This window comes from Streptomyces mutabilis (assembly GCF_014649815.1).
GTDB lineage: Bacteria > Actinomycetota > Actinomycetes > Streptomycetales > Streptomycetaceae > Streptomyces > Streptomyces mutabilis.
In genome coordinates this window covers 1-23,228 of the sequence record NZ_BMTT01000026.1, presented here as the reverse complement: position 1 = coordinate 23,228, position 23,228 = coordinate 1, and the positions used below count along the sequence as shown (strand labels likewise).

General features: G+C 70.4%; 21 protein-coding genes. 8 read left to right on the top strand and 13 right to left on the bottom strand.

What is annotated here, in order from left to right; genetic code table 11:
- Window positions 1–49: 49 nt before the first annotated feature.
- Window positions 50–670 carry an aa3-type cytochrome oxidase subunit III gene (gene ctaE, locus IE142_RS31385; protein WP_029393865.1) on the bottom strand — a complete coding sequence of 207 codons (621 nt, stop codon included), beginning with the start codon at window positions 668–670 and terminating at the stop codon, window positions 50–52.
- A 188-nt stretch (window positions 671–858) separates the two neighbouring features.
- On the opposite strand from ctaE, the gene IE142_RS31380 reads away from it, so the two are divergent.
- Window positions 859–1,260, top strand: a complete 402-nt coding sequence (locus IE142_RS31380; RefSeq protein ID WP_191888872.1) for a response regulator — start codon at window positions 859–861, stop codon at window positions 1,258–1,260.
- A 114-nt stretch (window positions 1,261–1,374) separates the two neighbouring features.
- Here the strand turns inward: IE142_RS31380 and IE142_RS31375 are convergent, their stop codons facing one another.
- The 4 genes from IE142_RS31375 to ctaC all read right to left on the bottom strand — a co-directional run bounded on the left by IE142_RS31375 (window position 1,375) and on the right by ctaC (window position 5,864).
- Window positions 1,375–2,649, bottom strand: a complete 1,275-nt coding sequence (locus tag IE142_RS31375) for a L,D-transpeptidase (RefSeq protein ID WP_191888871.1) — start codon at window positions 2,647–2,649, stop codon at window positions 1,375–1,377.
- A 130-nt stretch (window positions 2,650–2,779) separates the two neighbouring features.
- Complete coding sequence (locus IE142_RS31370) at window positions 2,780–3,178, bottom strand: cytochrome c oxidase subunit 4 (RefSeq protein WP_191888870.1); 399 nt, start codon at window positions 3,176–3,178, stop codon at window positions 2,780–2,782.
- Window positions 3,175–4,908 (bottom strand): aa3-type cytochrome oxidase subunit I, encoded by a 1,734-nt coding sequence (gene ctaD / locus IE142_RS31365; RefSeq protein WP_043373804.1) that lies wholly within the window; start codon window positions 4,906–4,908, stop codon window positions 3,175–3,177. The genes IE142_RS31370 and ctaD overlap by 4 nt, the downstream gene beginning before the upstream one ends.
- Entirely contained in the window at window positions 4,905–5,864 is a 960-nt protein-coding gene (gene ctaC, locus IE142_RS31360; RefSeq protein WP_043373802.1) for an aa3-type cytochrome oxidase subunit II, read from the bottom strand. Before ctaC ends, ctaD begins: the two co-directional genes overlap by 4 nt.
- Window positions 5,865–6,190: 326 nt before the next feature.
- On the opposite strand from ctaC, the gene IE142_RS31355 reads away from it, so the two are divergent.
- Window positions 6,191–7,573, top strand: coding sequence for a cysteine desulfurase/sulfurtransferase TusA family protein (locus tag IE142_RS31355; RefSeq protein ID WP_191888869.1), 1,383 nt, complete (start codon window positions 6,191–6,193; stop codon window positions 7,571–7,573).
- A 78-nt stretch (window positions 7,574–7,651) separates the two neighbouring features.
- Here the strand turns inward: IE142_RS31355 and IE142_RS31350 are convergent, their stop codons facing one another.
- On the bottom strand, window positions 7,652–8,626 hold the full coding sequence (locus tag IE142_RS31350) for a carbohydrate kinase family protein (RefSeq protein ID WP_043373796.1): 975 nt from the start codon (window positions 8,624–8,626) through the stop codon (window positions 7,652–7,654).
- Window positions 8,627–8,758: 132 nt separating this feature from the next.
- Between IE142_RS31350 and IE142_RS31345 the strand changes: the two genes are divergently transcribed.
- Together IE142_RS31345 and IE142_RS31340 are read left to right on the top strand one after the other, a co-directional pair.
- A complete protein-coding gene (locus tag IE142_RS31345; RefSeq protein WP_191888868.1) occupies window positions 8,759–8,968 on the top strand; it encodes a hypothetical protein in 210 nt (69 codons plus the stop codon).
- Between the two features lie 113 nt (window positions 8,969–9,081).
- A complete protein-coding gene (locus tag IE142_RS31340; RefSeq protein ID WP_191888867.1) occupies window positions 9,082–10,596 on the top strand; it encodes a hypothetical protein in 1,515 nt (504 codons plus the stop codon).
- 79 nt (window positions 10,597–10,675) lie between these two features.
- Here the strand turns inward: IE142_RS31340 and IE142_RS31335 are convergent, their stop codons facing one another.
- Window positions 10,676–11,032, bottom strand: coding sequence for an iron-sulfur cluster assembly accessory protein (locus IE142_RS31335; RefSeq protein WP_043373791.1), 357 nt, complete (start codon window positions 11,030–11,032; stop codon window positions 10,676–10,678).
- A gap of 252 nt (window positions 11,033–11,284) precedes the next feature.
- On the opposite strand from IE142_RS31335, the gene nadA reads away from it, so the two are divergent.
- On the top strand, window positions 11,285–12,469 hold the full coding sequence (gene nadA / locus IE142_RS31330) for a quinolinate synthase NadA (RefSeq protein ID WP_191888866.1): 1,185 nt from the start codon (window positions 11,285–11,287) through the stop codon (window positions 12,467–12,469).
- A 99-nt stretch (window positions 12,470–12,568) separates the two neighbouring features.
- The gene (locus tag IE142_RS31325) at window positions 12,569–14,083 is read left to right on the top strand and encodes a DUF4246 domain-containing protein (protein WP_191888865.1); all 1,515 of its coding nucleotides are present in this window, start codon (window positions 12,569–12,571) and stop codon (window positions 14,081–14,083) included.
- Window positions 14,084–14,093: 10 nt separating this feature from the next.
- Here IE142_RS31325 and IE142_RS31320 read toward each other — a convergent pair whose 3' ends face one another.
- The 6 genes from IE142_RS31320 to IE142_RS31295 form a co-directional block, all read right to left on the bottom strand.
- Window positions 14,094–14,891 (bottom strand): SMI1/KNR4 family protein, encoded by a 798-nt coding sequence (locus tag IE142_RS31320; RefSeq protein WP_191888864.1) that lies wholly within the window; start codon window positions 14,889–14,891, stop codon window positions 14,094–14,096.
- 138 nt (window positions 14,892–15,029) lie between these two features.
- A complete protein-coding gene (locus IE142_RS31315) occupies window positions 15,030–18,146 on the bottom strand; it encodes an efflux RND transporter permease subunit (protein ID WP_191888863.1) in 3,117 nt (1,038 codons plus the stop codon).
- A 156-nt stretch (window positions 18,147–18,302) separates the two neighbouring features.
- The gene (locus IE142_RS31310) at window positions 18,303–18,989 is read right to left on the bottom strand and encodes a response regulator (RefSeq protein WP_191888862.1); all 687 of its coding nucleotides are present in this window, start codon (window positions 18,987–18,989) and stop codon (window positions 18,303–18,305) included.
- Window positions 18,986–20,215 carry a sensor histidine kinase gene (locus IE142_RS31305; RefSeq protein ID WP_191888861.1) on the bottom strand — a complete coding sequence of 410 codons (1,230 nt, stop codon included), beginning with the start codon at window positions 20,213–20,215 and terminating at the stop codon, window positions 18,986–18,988. The genes IE142_RS31310 and IE142_RS31305 overlap by 4 nt, the downstream gene beginning before the upstream one ends.
- 164 nt (window positions 20,216–20,379) lie before the next feature.
- Window positions 20,380–20,664 (bottom strand): PspA-associated protein PspAA, encoded by a 285-nt coding sequence (gene pspAA / locus IE142_RS31300; protein ID WP_100044220.1) that lies wholly within the window; start codon window positions 20,662–20,664, stop codon window positions 20,380–20,382.
- Window positions 20,665–20,685: 21 nt separating this feature from the next.
- Window positions 20,686–21,471: a PspA/IM30 family protein gene (locus tag IE142_RS31295; RefSeq protein ID WP_268252993.1), complete on the bottom strand. Its 786-nt coding sequence runs from the start codon at window positions 21,469–21,471 to the stop codon at window positions 20,686–20,688.
- Window positions 21,472–21,739: 268 nt separating this feature from the next.
- Here IE142_RS31295 and IE142_RS31290 point away from each other — a divergent pair, with 268 nt between their 5' ends.
- Window positions 21,740–22,378, top strand: coding sequence for a DUF3043 domain-containing protein (locus tag IE142_RS31290; RefSeq protein WP_191888898.1), 639 nt, complete (start codon window positions 21,740–21,742; stop codon window positions 22,376–22,378).
- A gap of 83 nt (window positions 22,379–22,461) precedes the next feature.
- The gene (locus IE142_RS31285) at window positions 22,462–23,163 is read left to right on the top strand and encodes a class I SAM-dependent methyltransferase (RefSeq protein WP_191888860.1); all 702 of its coding nucleotides are present in this window, start codon (window positions 22,462–22,464) and stop codon (window positions 23,161–23,163) included.
- Window positions 23,164–23,228 lie beyond the last annotated feature (65 nt).

Below are 23,228 nucleotides of genomic sequence, written 5' to 3'. Positions count from 1 at the left end.
AGGATCTTCTGCGTCGATGCTTCTGGTATTGCGCGGGTGCGTGCCGCGACTACTTGATCATGTAGATCGTGGCGAAGAGGCCGATCCAGACGACATCGACGAAGTGCCAGTAGTAGGACACGACGATGGCGGCGGTCGCCTGCTCGTGAGTGAACCTCCGGGCCGCGTAGGTGCGGCCGAGGACCAGCAGGAAGGCGATGAGGCCGCCCGTCACGTGCAGTCCGTGGAAGCCGGTGGTCAGGTAGAACACCGAGCCGTACGGGTCCGACGAGAGCGAGAGGCCCTCGTGCTTGACCAGCTCGGTGTACTCGAACACCTGACCGCCGATGAAGATCGCACCCATCACGAAGGTGACGATGAACCACATCCGGAGCTTCTTCACGTCCCCGCGCTCGGCCGCGAACACGCCGAGCTGGCAGGTGAGGGAGGAGAGCACCAGGATCGTGGTGTTCGTCGCGGAGAACGGGAAGTTCAGCGCGTCGGCCTTCTCGGACCAGAAGTCCGGGCCGGTCACCGATCGCAGGGTGAAGTACATCGCGAAGAGGGCCGCGAAGAACATCAGCTCGGAACTCAACCAGATGATGGTTCCGACGCTGGTGAGATTCGGCCGGTTGACCGACGGGTGCGCGTGCCCGGTTTCTACTGTCGTTGCTGTCGCCACGACCGACATTATGTCGGTCGCTTATCCCGCCCTCACCCCGGGGGGTGCCGTTCGGTGTGTTCCCCCCGTCTGTACTGCCCGGATGGCCCATCGAACGGACCGTCGAAGCCGTGTCCGAACCAGTGTTGGCGGGCAGTGGGAGGGAGTAGCATCCGCCGCGACGGGCTACGACTGTTTCACTGCGTATCGGAGGAAGCATGCAGCCGACCGCCACGGTGCTGGTCTACAGCGACGACTCCAACACCCGCGAGCAGGTGCGGCTGGCGACCGGTCGCCGGCCCGCCCCGGACGTGCCCGTGGTCGAGTTCGTGGAGTGCGCGACTCCGGCCGCCGTGATCAAGGAGCTGGACAAGGGCGGGATCGACGTCTGCGTGCTGGACGGCGAGGCGGTGCCCATGGGCGGCATGGGGCTGTGCCGGCAGATCAAGGACGAGGTGTTCCGGTGCCCGCCGGTACTGCTGCTCATCGCGCGGCCGCAGGACGCGTGGCTGGCCACGTGGAGCCGGGCTGAGGGGGCTGTGGCGTTGCCCGTGGAGCCCGTCGAGTTCGCGGAAGCGCTGGCTTCTCTGCTGCGGCAGCAGAGGCTGCAGAGCGCGTAGGGCGCCTACTGGGTGGGGGCCGCGCGTCGTGCGGCGGGAGCGGCGCCGTCGTGGCTTGTCGCGCCCACGCGGCGGAGCCGCACACCGGACCGGCCCCGCGCCCCTGTCGGGGCGCTACACCACCGTGGGTCGCAGCCTGGCCGCGTCCTGGTTCGCGGCGTTGCCCGTGCCGCCCGTGAGGGCGCTTCCCGTGGTCCATTTGTTCCAGTCCAGGTTCCAGTCGCCGAAGCCGTTGCCGAAGGGCTCCATCGTCTCGCCGTCGGAGTTCACGACCTCGACGAGGTCGCCCTCCTGGACGGCGCCGAAGAACCACTCCGCGTGGGCGGTGCTCATGCCGACGCAGCCGTGGCTGACGTTGGCGGAGCCCTGGGAGCCGACGGACCAGGGGGCGGCGTGCACGTACTCGCCGCTCCAGGTGACCCGGGTGGCGAAGTAGACGGGCAGGTCGTACGACTCCGAGGAGCCCTCGGCGATGCCGACGGTGCTGCTGCGCATGCGTACGAAGGGTTCCTTGCCCAGGACGACCTTGACGCCGTTGCGGGTCTCGAAGCCGGGCTTGCCGGTGGTGACGGGGATCTGTCTGATCGCTTCGCCGTCCCGGTAGACCGTCAGCGTGTGGGCGGCGGCGTCGGTGACGGCCACGACGCGGTCGTCCGTGGTGATGGTCAGGGGCTTGGCCGTACCGCCCCACATCCGGTCGCCGATCTTGATGCCGTCGAGGGTGCTGCTGACCTGGACGGTGGCGTGCGCGGGCCAGTACTCCTCGGGCCGGTAGTGGAGCTTCTTGTCGTCGACCCAGTGCCAGGCACCCTCCACGGCGGGCGTGGACCGAACCTTCAGGGCACGTTCCACTATGGCCCGCTGGGCCGGGTCCGCGACCGGCTGGCTCAGTTCCGCGGTGACGGGCTGGCCGACGCCGTACGCGCCCGCCTTCGGGCCGAAGGACACGTCCAGGGTCTTCTTGGCGCTGGGCCTGCCGGTCTCGAAGGTGAGGACCTTGCGGCCCGGCGCGCCGTCGCCGTCCTCGGTGCTCACGCGGACCGTGTAACGGGCGTTGGCGGCCAGCGGTGAGGTGCTGTGCCAGCGGGCCCCGTCGGCGGAGAGTTCGCCCGCCACGTAGCGGCCTGTGGCGTCCATGGCCGTGACGTCCGTGATGCGCCCGTCGGCGCCCTCGGCGACGACCTCCAGGGGCTTGTCCGGGTCCGCCTTCTTCCCGGCGTCCGTAGGGCCGTTGAAGGAGATCTGGCCCGCCGCGTCGTAGGGCGCTGCGGACAGGGGGTGGTCGGCGTCGCCGCTGCAGGCGGTGACGCTCGCGCCGAGGGCGATCACCAGCAGGGTGCAGCCGACGACCGTACGCCCCCGCGCCTGGAAGTGAACCGGGTTGCTCATGTCCTCACGCTAGGGAGCAACGTCAACGGCGGCACGACGGGTAAGCCGGACGGGTGAGGAAAGGTACGGCAGACGAAGGGACCCGGACGCTCCTGACGGAGTGTCCGGGCCCCTCGGCGCACGGCGCGTGCTACTGGGTGCGGTTCTCCCCGCGGTAGTACTCGAAGACCCAGCCGAACAGACCGATCAGGATGACCGGGGCCGAGAAGTACATCAGCCACCAGCCGATCGCGATGCTCATGAAGGCGAGCGCTCCGCCGATGCCGAGCGCCAGCGGCTGCCAGCTGTGCGGGCTGAAGAACCCGATCTCGCCGGCGTCGTCCGCGACGTCCGCTTCCTTGTTGTCCTGCGCACCGACGTCGACCCGCCTGGCCGTGAAGGCCAGGTAGAAGCCGATCATGATGGCCAGGCCGAAGGCCAGGAAGAGGGCCGTGGTGCCGGCCGGCTCCTTCGACCAGTAGCCGTAGACGATCGCGACGGCCAGGATGAAGACGCTCAGCCAGATGAAGAGCTTGCCCTGGATCTTCACTTGCCGGCCTCCTTGCCACCGGCGAGGGTCTTCTCGCCGTGACCGACGTTCTCGAGCTGGTCGATCGCCGAGACCTCCGGGTGGTGCAGGTCGAAGGCGGGGGATTCACTGCGGATGCGCGGCAGCGTGAGGAAGTTGTGCCGCGGCGGCGGGCAGGAGGTCGCCCACTCCAGCGAACGGCCGTAGCCCCAGGGGTCGTCCACGTTCACCGGCTTGCCGTACTTGGCCGTCTTCCAGATGTTGTAGAAGAACGGCAGCAGGGACATGCCGAGCAGGAACGAGCTGATCGTGGAGATCGTGTTCAGCGCGGTGAAGCCGTCGGCCGCCAGGTAGTCGGCGTACCGGCGCGGCATGCCCTCGGCGCCCAGCCAGTGCTGGACCAGGAAGGTGCCGTGGAAGCCGATGAACAGCGTCCAGAAGGTGATCTTGCCGAGGCGCTCGTCCAGCAGCTTGCCGGTGAACTTCGGCCACCAGAAGTGGAAGCCCGCGAACATCGCGAACACCACGGTGCCGAACACCACGTAGTGGAAGTGCGCCACCACGAAGTACGAGTCCGAGACGTGGAAGTCCAGCGGCGGCGAGGCCAGGATGACACCGGTCAGACCACCGAAGAGGAAGGTGATCAGGAAGCCGGTCGACCACAGCATCGGTGTCTCGAAGGACAGACTGCCCTTCCACATGGTGCCGATCCAGTTGAAGAACTTCACACCGGTCGGGACCGCGATCAGGAAGGTCATGAAGGAGAAGAACGGCAACAGCACGCCGCCCGTGACGTACATGTGGTGCGCCCACACGGTCACCGACAGACCGGCGATGGCGATCGTCGCGGCGATCAGGCCCATGTAGCCGAAGATCGGCTTCCGGGAGAAGACCGGGATGATCTCACTGACGATGCCGAAGAACGGCAGCGCGATGATGTACACCTCTGGGTGTCCGAAGAACCAGAAGAGGTGCTGCCACAGCAGTGCTCCACCGTTGGCCGAGTCGAAGATGTGCGCGCCGAACTTGCGGTCCGCCTCCAGCGCGAACAGGGCCGCGGCCAGGACCGGGAAGGCAAGCAGGACCAGCACACCGGTCAGCAGCACGTTCCAGGTGAAGATCGGCATGCGGAACATGGTCATGCCCGGCGCGCGCATGCAGATGATCGTGGTGATGAAGTTGACCGAGCCGAGGATCGTGCCGAAGCCGGAGAAGGCCAGACCCATGATCCACAGGTCACCGCCGATGCCCGGCGAGTGCACCGCGTCGGACAGCGGCGAGTAGGCGAACCAGCCGAAGTCGGCCGCGCCCTGCGGGGTCAGGAACCCGCCCACCGCGATGAGCGAGCCGAACAGGTACAGCCAGTAGGCGAACATGTTCAGCCGCGGGAAGGCGACGTCCGGCGCGCCGATCTGCAGCGGCATGATCCAGTTCGCGAAGCCCGCGAAGAGCGGCGTCGCGAACATCAGCAGCATGATCGTGCCGTGCATCGTGAACGCCTGGTTGAACTGCTCGTTCGACATGATCTGCAGGCCCGGGCGGGCCAGCTCGGCGCGCATGAAGAGCGCCATCACGCCGCCGATCACGAAGAACGCGAACGACGTCACCAGGTACAGCGTGCCGATCGTCTTGTGGTCGGTGGTCGTCAGCCACTTCACCACGATCTCGCCACGCCTCTGGCGCCGGACCGGCAGTTCGTCCTCGTAGTGGGACCCTGCCGCGGCACCCTGGGGTTCGTTGAGGATGCTCACAGGTTGTTCGTCTCCCGGTTCTTCTCGTGGCTCGTCTGCGCGATGCCGGCGGGAACGTAACCGGTCTGCCCCTTCTTAGCGAGGTCCTGAAGGTGCTGCTCGTAGCGCTCCGGGGAGACGACCTTCACGTTGAACAGCATCCGGGAGTGGTCCACGCCGCACAGTTCGGCGCACTTGCCCATGAAGGTGCCCTCCTTGTTGGGGGTCACCTCGAAGGCGTTGGTGTGGCCCGGGATGACGTCCTGCTTCATGAGGAACGGCACCACCCAGAAGGAGTGGATGACGTCACGCGAGGTCAGGACGAAGCGGACCGTCTTGCCCTTGGGGAGCCAGAGGGTCGGGCCCGGGTTGCCGTTCTGCGGATTCCTCGTGCCGGGGACGCCGCAGTCGTTGACGCCGCCGGCGTTCGCCGGGAAGTCGTCCTTGTAGCGGTCCGGAACGGCGGCCAGTTCCTTGGAGGTCTTGGCGTCGCCGGAGGAGCCCTCGACGTTCTCGACGTAGTTGAAGCACCAGCTCCACTGGAAGCCGACCACGTTGACCGTGACGTCGGGCTTCTTCTTCAGGCTCATGAGCTCGGACTCGTCGCGGGCGGTGAAGTAGAACAGCACCGAGACGATGACGAGCGGAACGATGGTGTACAGCGCCTCGATGGGCAGGTTGTACCTGTTCTGCGGAGGAACCTCGACCTTGGTGCGGGTGCGCCGGTGGAAGAAGCAACTCCACAGGATCAGGCCCCACACCAGCACGCCGGTGGCCAGCGCGGCAGCCCACGATCCCTGCCACAGGGAGAGGATCCGCGGAGCCTCTTCCGTGGTTGGGGTGGGCATGCCGAGGCGGGGGAAGTCCTCGTATGTGCAACCGGTGGCGGTCGCCAGGACCAGGCCCGCGGTCAGTGCCTGCAGCAGCTTCCGCCGCATCGGGCGCCGCGGCGAGCGGTCGGAGCCGTTGGGACTCACGTAGCGCCTTCCCGAGAGTCTCGCCCGCGCTGTTCGGCTGCGGCCTTCTCGCTGGTCGGTCGCCGCCCTGCGTCGGGCAGGGGTTTGATGTTTATGCGGACCAAACCCTAGCCGACGCTCTCCGGGGGGTCGCGGGGAGGGTGGCATACGCGCCGGGGGGCACCCTGAAAGGGTGGGACGGGGCTCCTACGGGGGGTGCGAGCTGGGGTTGTTCAGCGGCTGACGGTTTATTGCGGGTGCTCGCGCCCACGCGGCGGAGCCGCATGTCGAGCACAGCCCCGCGCCCCTTGAGGGCACTTCCCTGGCGGACGTCATAGCGTTGGCGTGTGGCCTACTTCGATGCTGCTTCCGCCGTTCCTCTTCATCCCGTCGCCCGGCAGGCCCTTCAGGCCTCCCTCGACGAAGGGTGGGCCGATCCCGCGCGGCTGTACCGGGAAGGGCGGCGGGCGCGGATGCTGCTCGATGCCGCCCGGGAGGCGGCCGCGGAGGCCGTGGGCTGCCGGGCGGACGAGTTGGTGTTCACTCCTTCGGGAACGCGGGCGGTCCATTCGGGGGTCGCCGGGGCGCTGGCCGGGCGGCGCCGGGCCGGGTCCCACCTGATCGTGTCAGCGGTCGAACACTCCTCCGCACTGCACGCCGCCGAGGCGCACGAGGCCGGGGGCGGCACGGTCACTCAGGTGCCCGTGGACCGGACGGGGGCGGTGGACCCGGAGGCCTACGCGGACGCCCTGCGCGGCGACACCGCGCTGGCCTGCCTCCAGTCGGCCAACCACGAGGTGGGCACCGAGCAGCCGGTGGCCGAGGTGGCCGAGGCCTGCCGGGCGGCGGGCGTGCCGCTGCTGGTGGACGCCGCCCAGTCCCTGGGGTGGGGCAAGGTGACGGGTGACTGGTCGCTGCTCACCGCCAGCGCCCACAAGTGGGGCGGGCCGTCGGGGGTCGGGCTGCTCGTCGTACGCAAGGGGGTGCGGTTCGCGCCGCAGGGGCCCGGGGACGAGCGGGAGTCGGGCCGGGCGCCCGGTTTCGAGAACCTCCCGGCGATCGTGGCCGCGGCGGCGTCGCTGCGGGCCGTGCGCGCCGAGGCGGCCGGGGAGGCGGTGCGGCTGCGGCAACTCACGGAGCGGATCCGGACCCGGGTGCCGGCCCTGGTACCGGACGTGGAGGTGGTCGGCGATCCGGTGCGCCGGCTGCCCGGCGTCGTCACCTTCTCGTGTCTCTATGTCGACGGGGAGACATTGCTGCACGAACTGGACCGTGCCGGTTTCTCGGTCTCCTCCGGGTCTTCCTGCACGAGCGGCACCTTGACGCCGAGCCATGTCCTGAGGGCGATGGGCGTGCTCAGCGAGGGCAACGTCCGGGTGTCGTTGCCGCCGGGGACGCCGGCCGAGGACGTCGAACGGTTCCTGGAGGTGCTGCCGGGCACGGTGGCCGCGGTGCGGGAGAAGCTGGGCGTGCCGGGGGCGACGGAGGCCGCCCCGAAGACCGGAGGCGACCTCGTGGTGGACGCGGTCGGCAGGCGCTGTCCCGTTCCGGTGATCGAACTCGCCAAGGTCATCGGCGACGTCCCCGTCGGCGGCACGGTCCGCGTCCTCTCCGACGACGAGGCGGCCCGCCTGGACATCCCGGCGTGGTGCGAGATGCGGGGGCAGGAGTACGTGGGCGAGGAGCCGACGGAAAGGGGAACGGCCTACTCGGTCCGCCGGGTGAGCTGACCACTCGGGGCGCGGGGCTGGTCGTCGATGTGCGGCTCCGCCGCGTGGGCGCGACCAGCCCCCGCCCGCCGGGCCGGATCAGGCCAGGTGCGCCCGGACCTCCTCGGCCGCCTCGTCGCCGTACGCCTTGGTGAACCGCTCCATGAAGTGCCCGCGCCGCAGCTGGTACTCCTGCGTCCCCACCGTCTCGATGACGAGGGTCGCCAGCATGCAGCCCACCTGCGCCGCCCGCTCCAGCGAAACCCCCCACGCCAGTCCGGACAGGAACCCGGCGCGGAAGGCGTCGCCGACGCCCGTGGGGTCGGCCTTGCGCTCCTCGTCGGGGACGCCGACCTCGATGGTCGCCTCGCCGACCCGCTCGATGCGCACGCCCCGCGCGCCGAGGGTGGTGACGCGATGGCCGACGCGGCCGAGGATCTCCTGGTCCGTCCAGCCGGTCTTGGTCTCGATGAGCCCCTTCTCGTACTCGTTGGAGAAGAGGTAGGTCGCCCCGTCCAGCAGTATGCGGATCTCGTCGCCGTTCATCCGGGCGATCTGCTGGGAGAAGTCCGCGGCGAAGGGGATGGACCGCGTGCGGCACTCCTCGGTGTGCCGGAGCATCGCCTCCGGGTCGTCGGCGCCGATGGAGACCAGGTCGAGGCCGCCCACCCGGTCGGCGACGGTCTTGAGCTCGATGAGGCGGGCCTCGCTCATCGCGCCCGTGTAGAAGGAGCCGATCTGGTTGTGGTCGGCGTCCGTGGTGCAGACGAAGCGGGCGGTGTGCAGGGTCTCGGAGATGCGCACCGACCCGGTGTCGACGCCGTGCCGGTCAAGCCAGGCCCGGTACTCGTCGAAGTCCGAGCCGGCGGCGCCGACCAGGATCGGGCGGGTGCCCAGCTGACCCATGCCGAAGGCGATGTTCGCGGCGACGCCGCCCCGGCGCACCTCGAGCTGGTCGACCAGGAAGGAGAGCGAGACCGTGTGCAACTGGTCCGCGACGAGCTGGTCGGAGAATCGGCCGGGGAAGGTCATGAGGTGGTCGGTGGCGATGGAGCCGGTGACTGCGATGCGCACGGCGTGGACTCTCTCCTGAGGGGAGGCGGGTTGACAGTTCACGCTACCCGGGACCGTCGCCTGACCGAAGCAGGCGAAACTACCCGGTAGTACGACTTTCTTCGCGGTCCGGGACGTGCCTACGGTCCTGTCATGACGAACCTGAGGACCGCCGACCCCGCCCCGGCCGACCTGGACGGCGATCTGGCGTCGCTGCGTGGTGACTGCGCCCGGATGGCCCCGCGCTGGGAGGCTCCGGTCGAGGTCTCCGCCCGTCCCGTCCCCGTCTCGCTGCTCCACGGCGTGCGGGTGCCGCAGACATCGGCAAGGCTGCTGGAGGCGATGTCGGACTACGGCGACTGAGGGCCGCAGCCGACGGCTCCCGGACCCTCCCGGCGCCCGGCCACCGGCGGGAACCGGATCCTCCTCCACCGCGTCCCATCGCTGTCCCCAGTAACAGCCGAAGGAGCGATGCGGTGAACACCGAGCGACCCGACAACGACGACGCCACCGCCGCCGACGAGGCCGGTACCGGGCGTCCTGCGCGGCGGCGCCCCCCGGCGCTCGCCGTCGCGTCCGTCGCCGCCGCCGTGCTGTTGGTCGGGACCGGCGGGGCGTATCTGGCCACGTCCGCCTCCGGTGGCGGCCAGGACGGCGGCGGTACGTCGTCCGGCGCGTCCGGCGACGGCACTCCCCCGCCGCTCGCCCTGGACGGTCACGGGGCCGCTTCCCCGGGCGGCCAGGACGGTACGCACGGCATCGCGCCCGGCGAACCGAACCCCTACGGCGTCACCTACCGCGCCGACGGCCCGCTCCCCGAGGGGCCCGGCTCGGGGCCCGTGTACCGGGCGAAGGGCGAGGTCACCGAGGAGGAGGTGGCCCGCCTGGCGAAGGCGCTCGGCGTCGAGGGGGTGCCGCGGATCCAGGGCGGGGCGTGGAAGGCCGGAAACGCCAAGGACGGCTCCGGCCCGCTGCTCACGGTGGACAAGCAGGCACCGGGCACCTGGACCTTCCACCGGTACACGCCCGGCACGGACGACTGCAAGAAGGTCGCCGCGTGCAAGGCTCCGTCCGCCGACGGGACGGGCGATCCGGTGAGCGAAGCGGCCGCGAAGAAGGCGGCGGCGCCCGTGCTGAAGGCGCTGGGACAGGACGACGCCAAACTGGATGCCGGACAGGTCATGGGCGCCCGGCGCGCCGTGAACGCCGAACCCGAGGTCGGCGGGCTGCCCACGTACGGCTGGACGACCGGTGTGGTGGTCGGCGCGCAGGGTGACGTGGTCGGCGGCAGCGGGCAGGTGAAGGCCCCGGTCAAGGGGGACACGTATCCCGTCCTGGGTGCCGAGGAGACGCTGGCGCTGTTGAACTCGCCGGGCAGCGCCCCCGGCGCCGGGATCGGGGGCTGCGCGAGCCCGGTACCGCACCGGGGCGGCGCGGACACGCCCTGCGAGCTGCCGACGGACGCGCCGAAGAAGCCTGAGAAGCAGACGGTGACGGTCGAGGAGGCGGTGTTCGGGCTGGCCGCGCACCCGGTCCAGGGGCGGCAGACGCTGGTGCCGTCCTGGCTGTTCGAGGTGCGGACGCCGGGTGCGGAGGGCGCCGTCACGGTCACCTACCCGGCGGTCGACCCGAAGTACCTGACCACCGCGGCGCCCGAACCGTCCCGGGAGCCGACCTCGGCCCCCGGCGAGCAGCGGGACGTGGAGGTGCGGGGCTACACGGCCGCGGGCGGGGAGCTGACCGTGCACTTCACGGGCGGGGTCTGCGCCGACTACGCGGCGACGGCGAAGGAGAGCGCGGGGAAGGTGACGGTCACGGTGACCGAGACCCCGCACCCGGAGAAGGTCTGCATCCTGATCGCGAAGGAGCACGAGCGGACGGTGCCGCTCGACCAGCCGCTGGGCGACCGGAAGGTCGTGGGGTCGGACGGCGAGGAGATTCCGGCGCACAAGCCGGGCGCGCGGCTCCCGGGGCCGACCGGGGGCCGGTGACCTCGCGGACGCGAGAAAGGGCGGCGGGGTGTCCCGGGCCGCCGCCCTCTTCGTACGCCGTCCGCCGGCGCCGCGCGGCTCAGCTGAAGGAGTCGCCGCAGGCGCAGGAGCCCGTCGCGTTCGGGTTGTCGATCGTGAAGCCCTGCTTCTCGATCGTGTCCACGAAGTCGATGGTGGCGCCGCCCAGGTACGGGGCGCTCATGCGGTCGGTGGTGACCTTGACGCCGTCGAAGTCCTTCACCACGTCGCCGTCGAGCGAGCGCTCGTCGAAGAAGAGCTGGTAGCGCAGGCCGGAGCAGCCACCGGGCTGGACGGCGACGCGCAGCGCCAGGTCGTCACGGCCTTCCTGGTCGAGCAGGGCCTTGACCTTGGCCGCGGCGGCGTCGGTCAGGATGATGCCGTCGGTGACGGTGGTGGTCTCGTCCGATACGGACATCTACATCTCTCCCGGGTTGTACGGAGACTGCTTGCCGACGGTTCCAACCGACGGGGCCGCGTATTCATTCCGGGCCGGGGCCGTGTCTTTCTCCTCGGCTCGTCCCTTCATGCTCGCACACGCCCCGGGGAGCGGACAGTGGCTCGGGGACCGGGATTCACGTCACACCGACACTATGGGCATCGTCAAAGTGACGTGAACCAGTTATGATATATAGCGTCAGTTCGACGAAAAGTAGAAAGGGTGCGTGTCGTGACCACCGCCCAAACCCAGGAGCTCGACGTGCAGCCGACGCCCCTCGCCCTGCTGCTGCTCGGCCGCGAGGCCGACCCGACGAGCGAGCGCGGCGTGGACTGCCCCGGCGACCTGCCCTCGCCCTCCGACCCGGACCTGGTCGCGCGCGCCCGCGCGGCCAAGGAGAAGCTCGGGGACAAGGTCTTCGTGCTCGGTCACCACTACCAGCGCGACGAGGTCATCCAGTTCGCCGACGTCACGGGGGACTCCTTCAAGCTGGCCCGGGACGCGGCCGCGCGCCCGGAGGCCGAGTACATCGTCTTCTGCGGTGTGCACTTCATGGCGGAGTCGGCCGACATCCTGACCTCCGACGACCAGAAGGTGGTCCTGCCCGACCTGGCCGCCGGCTGCTCGATGGCGGACATGGCGACCGCCGAGCAGGTCGCCGAGTGCTGGGACGTGCTGACCGAGGCCGGCATCGCCGAGCAGGTAGTGCCCGTCTCGTACATGAACTCCTCCGCCGACATCAAGGCGTTCACCGGCAAGCACGGCGGCACCATCTGCACCTCGTCCAACGCCGAGCGGGCCCTGAACTGGGCCTTCGAGCAGGGCGAGAAGGTCCTCTTCCTGCCCGACCAGCACCTGGGCCGCAACACGGCGGTGCGGGACATGGGCATGTCGCTGGAGGACTGCGTCGTCTACAACCCGCACCGGCCGAACGGCGGGCTGACGGCCGAGGAGCTGCGCGGGGCGAAGATGATCCTGTGGCGGGGGCACTGCTCGGTGCACGGCCGCTTCGGCCTCGATTCGGTCAACGACGTGCGTGAGCGCATACCGGGCGTGAACGTCCTGGTGCACCCCGAGTGCAAGCACGAGGTGGTGGCCGCGGCGGACTACGTCGGCTCGACCGAGTACATCATCAGGACCCTGGAGGCCGCCCCGGCCGGTTCCAAGTGGGCCATCGGCACCGAGCTGAACCTGGTCCGGCGCCTGGCGAACCGTTTCGCCGCCGAGGACAAGGAGGTCGTCTTCCTCGACAAGACGGTCTGCTTCTGCTCGACCATGAACCGCATCGACCTCCCGCACCTGGTCTGGGCGCTGGAGTCGCTGGCGGAGGGCACCCTCGTCAACCGCATCGAGGTCGACAAGGAGACGGAGGCGTTCGCGAAGCTGGCCCTGGAGCGGATGCTGGCGCTGCCGTAACCCGCTCGGGTCGGTCCGGGCGGCGGGAAGCCCACGCGGTGTCAGTCCGCTGCCGTAGGCTTCCCGCCGCCCGCACACCGACTGTGAGGATCCAGAGCATTGACCGGCCTGTTTGCCTTCCCGCTGCCCTTCAACTCGACCCGTTCCATACCGTCCGTGAAACCCCGGACGCTGCGGGAACTCGAGATGACCCGGTGCAGCGCCCACATCCGGTCGAAGCCGGGGTGGGCCGACAAGATGAACGACCCCGACATCGTGGCCAGATGGTCGCGGGAAGCGGTCGCCCAGGGCCTCACCGAGGCGCAGGTCCGCTACGTGCTCGCCGAACTCTCGCACTACGCCGCGCTGCGGGACGCGCGGACCGGCGTCGAGGTGTCCGCCGTCGACGGGGTGTGGCAGTCGGACACACTGATCGACGACGAGCTCCGGTCCCGGCTGCGTGAGGCGGTCCGGGTCCTGGAGGAGGTCCCCGAGGAGGAGCGGGACTGGCACCCCGGGTCCGACGGCCAGGTACTGGACCTGGTCCACCCTTCCTTGTTCTGCCTGGTGCGGGAGGCCAGCGGCGCGCCCGAACGGGCTTGGCACAACCCGGTGGACCGCTACTCGAAGTACGAGTTCTCGGAGAGGTTCCAGTGGCTGCCCACGGACGTGGACGTCAGTGACGACGGCGACGTCACCTTCCGTTCGTACGTCAACAACGTCCACCCCGAAGATCATCGCGAACTGGCGTCGGTCCTGCCGGACCTGTTCGCGCGCATGCGCCCGCTGCTGGAGAACGTACTCACCGACCTGCGCCATCCACGTCCCCTGCGGATCGAGGCCGACCCCTTCGGCTGGTACGACGAGTCGCAGGAGCCGCAGGAACCCGACGAGTCCTCCTTCAGCGACGAAGAGGCCTACGAAGAGGCCATGCAGGCCTGGGAAGAGGCCAGCGACGACTGGTGGGAGAACCGCCGCCCGGCCGTCCCGGACGCCCCGGTCTTCACCCCGCCCGAGAAGCCCGGCGAAACGGCGCGCGTCGACCTGCGCGGCCGCCGGCTCCAGGTCATCGTCAAGCTCGCCACCATCCACCTCACCCCGGACAAGCCCGAGTACTCCGGCGGTTCCTGGCACGTCGAGGGCATGCTGAACGAGCGGATCGTCTCGACCGGCATCTACTACTGGGACAGCGAGAACATCACCGAGAGCCGCCTGAGCTTCCGGACTGCGCTCGACGACCCGTCCTACGCGCAGAACGACGACAACGGCATGCGTGAGGTCTACGGACTGGAGAACGAGGACGCGCTGAACCAGGTGCTGGGGTCGGCGTCGACCCCGGCGGGCCGCTGCCTGGCGTTCCCGAACGTCCTGCAGCACCGGGTCGGCGGATTCCGCCTGGCGGACCCCACCCGCCCGGGCCACCGCAAGATCCTCGCGTTCTTCCTGGTCGATCCGTCGGAGCGGATCGTGTCCACCTCCGACGTACCGCCGCAGCAGCCCTGGGCCGACACCTCGACCATGACGCTCGAACAGGCCGAGGGCTACCGCGAAGAGCTGATGCGCGAGCGCAAGTTCTTCGTCGACGAGCACAACGAGCAGGTCTACGAGCGGGAGTTCTCCCTGTGCGAGCACTGAGGGGATCCGGTCAGTCGCCTGTCCCGTAGCTCATGAACCAGTGGGTGTCGAAATAGCGGGCCATCGTGTACGGGTGGTGGGGGTCGACGAGGATGCGGCAGACGAACTCCGCGGTGCGGCAGTCGAACACGAGGTCGTCACCGTCGAAGGACCGGACCAGGACGGGCCAGCGGTCGGGGTCGTCGCCGTCGGCCCTCCAGCAGTACAGGTCCTCGTGCTCGGTACCCGCCCAGACGAGCGGCCCCCCCTCTCCGCGGTCCGCCCACGGCTCCTGGAAAAGCCCCAGATACCCGTCGAAGGCACCGTCGCCGAATGTCTCGACCATGCGCTTGTAGTCACTCGGCAGCGCGGTGCCCAGACGGGACTCGATCTCCGCCCAGTCCGCGTCCGACTGCCGCGCGGGCCCGGTCCAGCCGGTGATCCGCCGCAGCCGCTCCAACCAGTCGACATCCTCGCCCGGAGCGAGGGCCGAAGGTTCCGGCACCTTCCTGTGAGCGACCACCAGCACCGGCCGCTCGACCCCCTCGGTGTCCCGCGCCGTGCCCGCGCCGACCCACTGATCGCCGTACGCCCACGCCCGTATCGTCACGGCCCGGCCCCCGAAGGGGACCAGGAGTGCGGCGCCGCCGGACTCCTCGACGGTCGGATCGGTGAAGCCGTCGAGGACGAGGGTGCGCGGGGCACCGAACCGGTCACCGAGCAGGTCGACCAGGTCCTGCGGGTCGAGGTCGCCGGGCAGGCAGAGGTGCCTGGACCCCGGGCCGAGCCGGGTCAGCAGGTCGCTGATGGCCGATTGTGTGAGCTCCATGGCCGCCAGTGAAGCCCACCGCACTGACAACGCGGCCACTCACCACCGGGCCGGCTCCCGGACTCGGGCACGGCGCGAACGCGGAGGGGCGCCCCCGTGATGACTCTCGGGAGCGCCCCTCCGCCGTACCGGCGGGTGTCAGACCTGGGCCGGCTCCGGCTCCTGCGAAGGCTTCTGCTGCTCGGGCAGGCCGCCCTTCTTCGCGGCCCGCTTCTTCGCGCGCCGTTCCTTGCGCAGCTCCAGCATCGCGTACAGCGTCGGGACGAGAAGCAGCGTCAGCAGGGTCGAGGTGATCAGGCCGCCGATCACCACCACCGCCAGCGGCTGGGCGATGAAGCCGCCCTCACCGGTGACGCCCAGCGCCATCGGGAGCAGGGCGAAGATCGTCGCCAGGGCCGTCATCAGGATCGGCCGCAGTCGGTGCCGGCCGCCCTCGATCACCGCTTCGACGACGCCGTGACCCTGCTTGCGGTACTGGTTGATCAGGTCGATGAGCACGATCGCGTTGGTGACCACGATGCCGATCAGCATCAGCATGCCGATCATCGCCGGAACGCCCATCGGGGTGCCCGTCGCCAGCAGCAGGCCGATCGCGCCGGTCGCCGCGAACGGGATCGACACCAGCAGGATCAGCGGCTGGGCCAGCGACCGGAAGGTGCCGACCAGCAGCATGAACACGATCGCGATAGCCGCGAGCATGGCCAGGCCCAGGTTGACGAACGCCTCGTCCTGGTCGGCGGTGACGCCGCCGATCTCGGCCGTGGCGCCGGCCGGCAGGTCCAGCGCGTTGATCTTCGACTGGAGTTCCGTGCCCACCGCGCCGGTGTTGTCACCGGTCGGCTTGGCCGTGACGGTCGCGGCGCGCTGCCCGTCGATGCGGGTCATCGAGACCGGGCCGTCCACCAGCTGCACCGTGGCGATGTCACCCAGCTTGACCGGACCCAGGTTCAGGGCCTTCAGCTCGGCCATCGTCGTGGCCGGCTGAGCGGAGCGGATGACGACGTCGCGCTCGGTGTCGTCCAGGGTCGCCTTGGCGGCCGGGGTGCCGCGCACCGCCTGGGCGACGGCCGCGCCGAGCGTCTGGTCGGTGAAGCCGGCCCCGGCGGCCTTCGCGTTGGCCTTGACCGAGATGCGCGGCACGCTCTGCGCCAGGTCGCTGGTGACGTCAGTGACGTCGTCGAGCCCGGCGACCGTCTTGCGGACCTCCTCGGAGGCCTCGCGGAGCACGTTCGCGTCGGCCGCCTTCACGACGACGCTCAGGTCCTGGCTGGCGAAGCCGTCACCGGCGGCGACCGTGGTGGTGCCGATGCCGTCGAGCTTCGCGAGCCCGTCCTCGATGTGGTCCTGGACGTCCTCGGCGTCGGCCGAGTCCTCCAGCATGAGCTGGTAGGAGGCCTGGTTGGTGTCCGTGCCGCCGCCGAAGGCGGCCATGAAGCCGGACGAGCCGATGGTGACCTGGAAGTCCTTGACGCCCTCGGTGTCGCCGAGCAGCTTCTCCACCTTCTCGGCCTGGGCGTTCGTCGCGCTCAGGCTGGTGCCGGGCTTCAGCTCCTGCTTGATGCTGAGGACCTTCTGCTCGCCCTGGTCGAAGAAGTTGGTCTTCAGCAGCGGCGCCATGGCGAACGTGCCGATCAGCACGACGACCGCGATGGCCACGCTGGTGAGGCGGCGACGGGTGGCGAAGCGCAGGACGGGGACGTAGAAGCGCTGGAGGCGGCTCTTGGCCTCCCTCTCCTCGGCCAGCCGGCGAGCCTCGGCCGCGTCCTCGGGGGTGCCCTTCGGCGGGCGCAGGAACCAGTACGACAGCACCGGGACGACCGTCAGCGACACCAGCAGGGAGGCCAGCAGCGCGGCGGTCACGGTCAGGCTGAAGGAGCCGAACAGCTCGCCGACCATGCCGCCGACCAGACCGATCGGCAGGAAGACGGCCACCGTCGTGAGCGTGGAGGAGGTGACCGCGCCGGCGACTTCGCGGACGGCCTTGAGGATGGCCTCCTGGCGCTCCTCGCCGTAGCCGAGGTGCCGCTTGATGTTCTCCAGGACCACGATCGAGTCGTCGACGACCCGGCCGATGGCGATGGTGAGCGCGCCCAGCGTCAGCATGTTCAGCGACAGGTCGCGCGTCCACAGCACGATCAGCGCCAGCACCACCGACAGCGGGATGGAGACCGCGGTGACCAGGGTGGAGCGGATGGACGCCAGGAAGACCAGGATGACGAGGACGGCGAAGACCAGACCGAGCGCGCCCTCGGTGGTCAGGCCCTCGATGGCCTTGGAGACCGCCGGGCCCTGGTCGCTGACGACGGTGAGCGTCGCGCCGGAGCCGAGCTGCTCGCGCAGGTCGGGGAGCTTGTCCTCGACGGCGTTCGAGATGGCGACCGCGCTGCCGTCGTGGTCCATCGTGACGGCGACGGCCAGGCTCGGCTCGCCGTTGGTGCGGGTGAGGGAGTCGGCCCTGGCCTCCTCCTCCTTGACGGTGGCGACGTCGGCGAGGCGGACGGGCTTCCTCACGCCCTCGCCGGTGACCATGAGGTCCTGGATCTGCCGCAGCGAGGTGAAGCCACCGCCGACCTGCACGGTGCGGTTGGCGCCCGCCTCGTCGAAGGAGCCCGCCGGGACGGTCGCGCCGCCGGCCTGGAGAGACTGGGCGAGGGCCTGCGGGGTGACGCCGGCCCGGGCGAGCTTCGCCGGGTCCGGCGTGACGGTGACCTGGACGTCACGGACGCCGTCGACCATCACCTGGGCGACGCCGTCGATGTCCTTCAGCTCGGTCACGACCGTCTTGTCGAGCTGGTCGGCCAGGGCCTGCTGGTCCTTGTCCGAGGTGACGGCGAGGACGACGGTCGGGATGTCGTCCGTCGAGCCGGAGACGACCTGCGGGTCCACGTCGTCCGGGAGCTGGGCGCGGGCCCGGTTGACGGCCTGCTGGACGTCGGCGACGAGCTGCTGGGTGCCGTTGCCGTAGTCGAAGGACGCCATGATGACGGCGCTGCCCTCACTGGCCGTCGCGGTGATGCCCGAGATCCCGTCGACCGCTTCGAGGCTGTCCTCGATCGGCTCGACGACCTGCTTCTCGACCACGTCCGGCGAGGCGCCCTGGTACGGCGCCAGCACGGACACCATGGGCAGTTCGATGGTGGGCAGCAGCTGCTGCTTGAGCTGGGGGATGGCGATCGCGCCGAAGACGAGCGCGACGATCGACATCAGGCCTATCAGGGCCCGTTGCGCGAGGCTGAATCTCGACAGCCAGGACATGGACAGGGTCTCTCTTCTGTGGCCGAGCGGAGGGGGACGGGGCACATCTGTACGCCCACCCCAACACCCTGGTCCATCAGTGACCCCGGTTCCCTAGGTCCCAGGTCCATTTCCTTATGCGGCGCATACTCCGGCCGCAGTACACCGGGACGGACGTCACTCCACCCTTGGACGTACCAGCCCGGACTCGTAGGCGATGACGACGAGCTGGGCGCGGTCGCGGGCGCCCAGCTTGGCCATCGCCCGGTTCACGTGCGTCTTCACGGTGAGCGGGCTGACCTCCAGCCGCTCGGCGATCTCGTCGTTGGAGTGGCCCCCGGCGACCTGGACCAGCACCTGGCGCTCGCGCACGGTCAGCGACTCCAGCCGCTCGGCGCGGGCCGGGTCGCGTTCCGCGGCGTCCGCCGTGCCCTCCTGGGCGAGGAAGCGGGCGATCAGCCCCTTGGTGGCGGTCGGGGACAGCAGCGCCTCGCCGCCGGCCGCGACCCGGATGGCGCTGAGCAGTTCCTCGGGTTCGGAGCCCTTGCCGAGGAAGCCGGAGGCGCCCGCGCGCAGCGACTGCACCACGTAGTCGTCGACCTCGAAGGTGGTCAGTATGACCACCCGGACGTGGGCGAGGGACGGGTCGGCGCTGATCATGCGGGTGGCGGCGAGGCCGTCGGTGCCGGGCATCCGGATGTCCATCAGCACCACGTCGGCCCGCCGCTCGGCGGCCAGCCGGGCCGCCTCCGCGCCGTCGGACGCCTCCCCCACCACCTCCATGTCGGGCTCGGAGTCGACCAGCACACGGAAGGCGCTGCGCAGCAGTGCCTGGTCGTCGGCGAGCAGGACACGGATCGTCATGCGGGGTCCCTTGCTGCATCGGTGCGGTTCCTGACCGGAAGGATCGCATGGACGCGGAAACCGCCTCCGTAGCGGGGACCGGTGGTCAGGGTGCCGCGCACCGCGGCGACCCGCTCGCGCATGCCGAGCAGGCCGTGCCCGCCGCCGGCCGGCGCGGAGGTCTCGGCGGCACTGCCGCCGGCTCCGTCGTCGAGCACGGTGACCTCGATGTCCGGCCCCACCCGCACGACGCTGACCTCGGCCTTCGCCCGCGTCCCCGCGTGCTTCTGCACGTTGGTCAGCGCCTCCTGGATGATGCGGTACGCCGCCAGGTCGACGGCGGTGGGCAGCTCGGCGCCCTGGTCGGCGCGGGCCACCTCGACGTGCAGTCCGGCGTGGTGGAAGGTGGCGACGAGCTCGTCGAGCCGGTCCAGGCCGGGGGCGGGCTCCGTCGGAGCCTCCGGGTCGCCGGACTGGCGCAGCAGGCCCACGGTGGCGCGGAGCTCGTCGAGTGCGGAGCGGCTGGCCGTCCGTACGTGGGCCAGGGCCTCCTTGGCCTGGTCGGGCCGCTTGTCCATGACGTGCGCGGCGACCCCGGCCTGGACGTTGACCAGGGCGATGTGGTGGGCGACCACGTCGTGCAGGTCGCGGGCGATGCGCAGCCGCTCCTCGGCGACCCGGCGGCGGGCCTCCTCCTCCCGGGTGCGCTCGGCCTTCTCGGCCCGGTCGCGGATGGCCTGCACGAAGGCGCGCCGGCTGCGGACCGCGTCCCCGGCGGTGGCACCGATGCCGGCCCAGGCGAAGACGGCGAGGTTCTCCTGCGCGTACCAGGGCAGCGGTCCGGCCAGCATGGCCGCCCCGGTCAGGACGGTCGTGGTGAGCAGGCCGACCCGCCAGGTGGTGGGGCGGTCGGTGGAGGCGGCGACCGTGAAGAGGGCGACCACGGCGGACATGACGACGGGCGCACGGGGGTCGCCGGTGACGCTCTCGACGACGGAGACGCAGCCGGTGACCGCGAGGACCACCAGCGGGGCGCGGCGGCGGAAGACGAGCGCGGCGGCGCCGAAGGCCATGAGGGCGAGACCGAGCGCGTCGGGCGTGCGCAGGCCCCAGCTCACGCCTTCGGGCCCGTGCGGATCCACGAAGGAGCCGCAGACCATGCACACCAGGACGGCCGCGGCGAGGGCCGCGTCCAGGGCGGAGGGGTGGGCGCCGAGGGTGCAGCGGGCGCGGGCGAGAGTGCTCACGGGTTTCTAAGGTAGCTGGAGTGGGCGTCGCTCATGGGTGGGACCGCACTCGGTGGGCGTCGGCCGCGGGCTGCGCCCCCCAGGCCCCCGCTTCGGCCTGGACGGCGTCGTCCTCGAACGCCGGACGGGCCGGAGGTATCGAACGGCGTCCCCCGGACACCGCTTCAGGCGCCGTCCGGGATCAGGCCGTCGTCGCTCAGCAGCTCCTGTACTTCCTCCAGGGTCGCGTCCGGGGACGGGAGGATGAGGTCGGACGGCTCCAGGCTGTCGTCCGGCAGGGGCTCGCCCAGTTCGCGGACCTTGGCCAGCAGGGCCTGGAGGGTCGCCCGGAAACCGGGGCCGTCGCCGTTCTCCATCTCGGCCTGGAGCTCGTCGTCCAGCTTGTTCAGCTCGGTGAGACGGCCGTCGGCCAGCGTCAGCTGTCCCTCCCCCATGATCCGTACGATCATGTCGCCCTCCTAGGCGTGGCCCTACTGCTTGTCGAAGCGCGGGGTGTCCTGCGGCTGCTGCCGGGACTGCTGCTGATCCTGGCCGCCCTCGATGGCCTGGCGGTCACCGGTGCCGCCGCCGGCCAGCTCGGCCTTCATCCGCTGCAGTTCCAGCTCTACATCCGTACCACCGGAGAGCCGGTCAAGCTCGGCCTGGATGTCGTCCTTGTGCATGCCGGACTGGTCGTCCAGGGCACCGGAGGCGAGCAGTTCGTCGATGGCGCCGGCCCGGGCCTGGAGCTGGGCGGTCTTGTCCTCGGCGCGCTGGATGGCCAGGCCCACGTCGCCCATCTCCTCGGAGATGCCGGAGAACGCCTCGCCGATGCGGGTCTGCGCCTGGGCGGCGGTGTAGGTGGCCTTGATGGTCTCCTTCTTGGTGCGGAAGGCGTCCACCTTGGCCTGGAGCCGCTGGGCCGCAAGGGTGAGCTTCTCCTCCTCGCCCTGGAGGGTGGCGTGCTGCGTCTCCAGGTCGGTCACCTGCTGCTGGAGCGCCGCGCGGCGGGCCAGCGCCTCGCGGGCAAGGTCCTCGCGGCCCAGCGCGAGCGCCTTGCGGCCCTGGTCCTCCAGCTTCGACGACTGGGACTGGAGCTGGTTGAGCTGGAGCTCCAGTCGCTTGCGGCTGGTCGCCACGTCGGCGACGCCGCGGCGCACCTTCTGCAGCAGCTCCAGCTGTTTCTGGTACGAGTAATCGAGGGTCTCGCGCGGGTCCTCGGCCCGGTCCAGGGCCTTGCTGGCCTTCGCGCGGAAGATCATCCCCATACGCTTCATGACACCGCTCATGGGCTTCGCGCGCCCCCTTCTGACGGACTCCAGCTCCAGCGACTGCAACAGAACCCACAGTACGGGCCCTGCATCCATTACCGCACTGTTCGGGGACGGATGCGCTCATCCCCGAGGACGACTGCGTTCCTTCCAGGTCCGGCGTAGGGAGTAGGTGCTCCCCGGGGTTGTCCGGAATAGCCCGGTGTCCGAGGTACGCAACGTCCCCTCTGTCCCCTTACGGACGACCGGCGTTGCCGGATCGTTCCCCACCGGACTGGGGTCCACACCCCCACACCCCGTACCCTTGGGTTTTGTGTTCCGTAGCCGTGCCAAGGATGAGAAGGCCCAGGGCGCCGTCAGCGCGCAGGTGACCGACTCCAAGCAGCCCCGTGACCCGCAGGCCCCGAAGGGCAGGCCGACGCCCAAGCGCAGCGTGGCCCAGTCCCAGCGCCGCAGCGTCGCCAGTACGCCGATGACGCGCAAGGAGGCCGCCAAGCGCCAGCGCGAGGAGCGGCGTACCGCGCTGGCCAAGCAGCGCGAGGCGCTGGCCAGCGGGGACGAACGGTACCTGCCGGCCCGCGACAAGGGCCCGGTCCGCAAGTACGCGCGCGACTTCATCGACTCGCGGTTCAACATCGCGGAGTACTTCCTGCCGATGGCCGTGATCATCCTCGTGCTGAGCATGATCCGGGTGGCCTCGCTGCAGAACGTCGCGCTGCTGCTGTGGCTGGTCGTGATCGTGCTGATCGTGCTGGACTCGGTCGTCACCGGCTTCCGGCTGAAGAAGCGCCTCGCCGAGCGCTTCCCCGACGACCGCAGGCGCGGCGCGGTGGCCTACGCGCTGATGCGCTCGCTCCAGATGCGCCGGCTCCGGCTGCCCAAGCCCCAGGTCAAGCGCGGGGAGCGGCCCTGAGCACGACGCCGTTCGCCGGTGACGCGGCGGAAACCCGGCCGGCCGAGCCGGGCGGTCTGCGGGACGTCGTACGGCAGGAGCTGGTGGCCCGGCAGCTCGACGAGCAGATGGTCGGCCGCTTCCCGGTGGGCAAGCGGCTGCGGGTCCTCGACGTCGGCATGGGACGGGGCACCCAGGCGCTGCGGCTGGCACGGGCCGGGCACCAGGTGACCGGCGTGGAGCGGGACGCGACGATGATCGCCGCGGCGCGGGACGCGCTGGCCGGGCAGCCCGAAGGCATCCGCGAGCGGATGCGGATCCTGGAGAGCGACGGCCGGGACACCGGCGTGCACTTCCTGCCGGGCAGCTTCGACGTGGTGCTGTGCCACGGCGTGCTCATGTACGTCGAGGAGCCCGACCCGCTGCTCGCGGGACTGGCCCGGATGCTCGCCCCGGGCGGGCTGCTGTCGCTCCTGGTGCGCAACGGCGACTCGCTCGCGCTGCGCCCCGGTCTGTACGGCGACTGGGCGGGCGCGCTGGCCGCCTTCGACAACACCGAGTACACCGACCGCCTCGGTCTGCACGTCCGTGCGGACCGCCTGGCGACGCTGACGGCGAAGCTCGCGGGCATCGGCGCCCCGCTGCACACCTGGTACGGAGTCCGCGTCTTCACGGACACGGCGTCCGACGGCACCGCACCGCCGGACGACCTGGAGACCATGCTCGCCGCCGAGGAACGGGCCGGCCGGACCGACCCGTACCGAGGGATCGCGGGGCTGCTGCACCTGTGCGGGGTGCGGGGCTAGCACCAAGGCCGTGAAGTTTGGGGGTTGGGGCGGGTTGTCAAGGTTCTGGAGACGCGAGGATGTTG

Coding starts and splice junctions, on each gene's coding strand:
- pspAA (WP_100044220.1), bottom strand. CDS start 20,664: ATGATCGTACGGATCATGGGGGAGGGACAGCTGACGCTGGCCGACGGC.
- IE142_RS31310 (WP_191888862.1), bottom strand. CDS start 18,989: ATGACGATCCGTGTCCTGCTCGCCGACGACCAGGCACTGCTGCGCAGC.
- IE142_RS31375 (WP_191888871.1), bottom strand. CDS start 2,649: ATGAGCAACCCGGTTCACTTCCAGGCGCGGGGGCGTACGGTCGTCGGC.
- ctaE (WP_029393865.1), bottom strand. CDS start 670: ATGTCGGTCGTGGCGACAGCAACGACAGTAGAAACCGGGCACGCGCAC.
- IE142_RS31345 (WP_191888868.1), top strand. CDS start 8,759: ATGACGAACCTGAGGACCGCCGACCCCGCCCCGGCCGACCTGGACGGC.
- IE142_RS31335 (WP_043373791.1), bottom strand. CDS start 11,032: ATGTCCGTATCGGACGAGACCACCACCGTCACCGACGGCATCATCCTG.
- IE142_RS31320 (WP_191888864.1), bottom strand. CDS start 14,891: ATGGAGCTCACACAATCGGCCATCAGCGACCTGCTGACCCGGCTCGGC.
- IE142_RS31380 (WP_191888872.1), top strand. CDS start 859: ATGCAGCCGACCGCCACGGTGCTGGTCTACAGCGACGACTCCAACACC.
- IE142_RS31315 (WP_191888863.1), bottom strand. CDS start 18,146: ATGTCCTGGCTGTCGAGATTCAGCCTCGCGCAACGGGCCCTGATAGGC.
- IE142_RS31295 (WP_268252993.1), bottom strand. CDS start 21,471: ATGAAGCGTATGGGGATGATCTTCCGCGCGAAGGCCAGCAAGGCCCTG.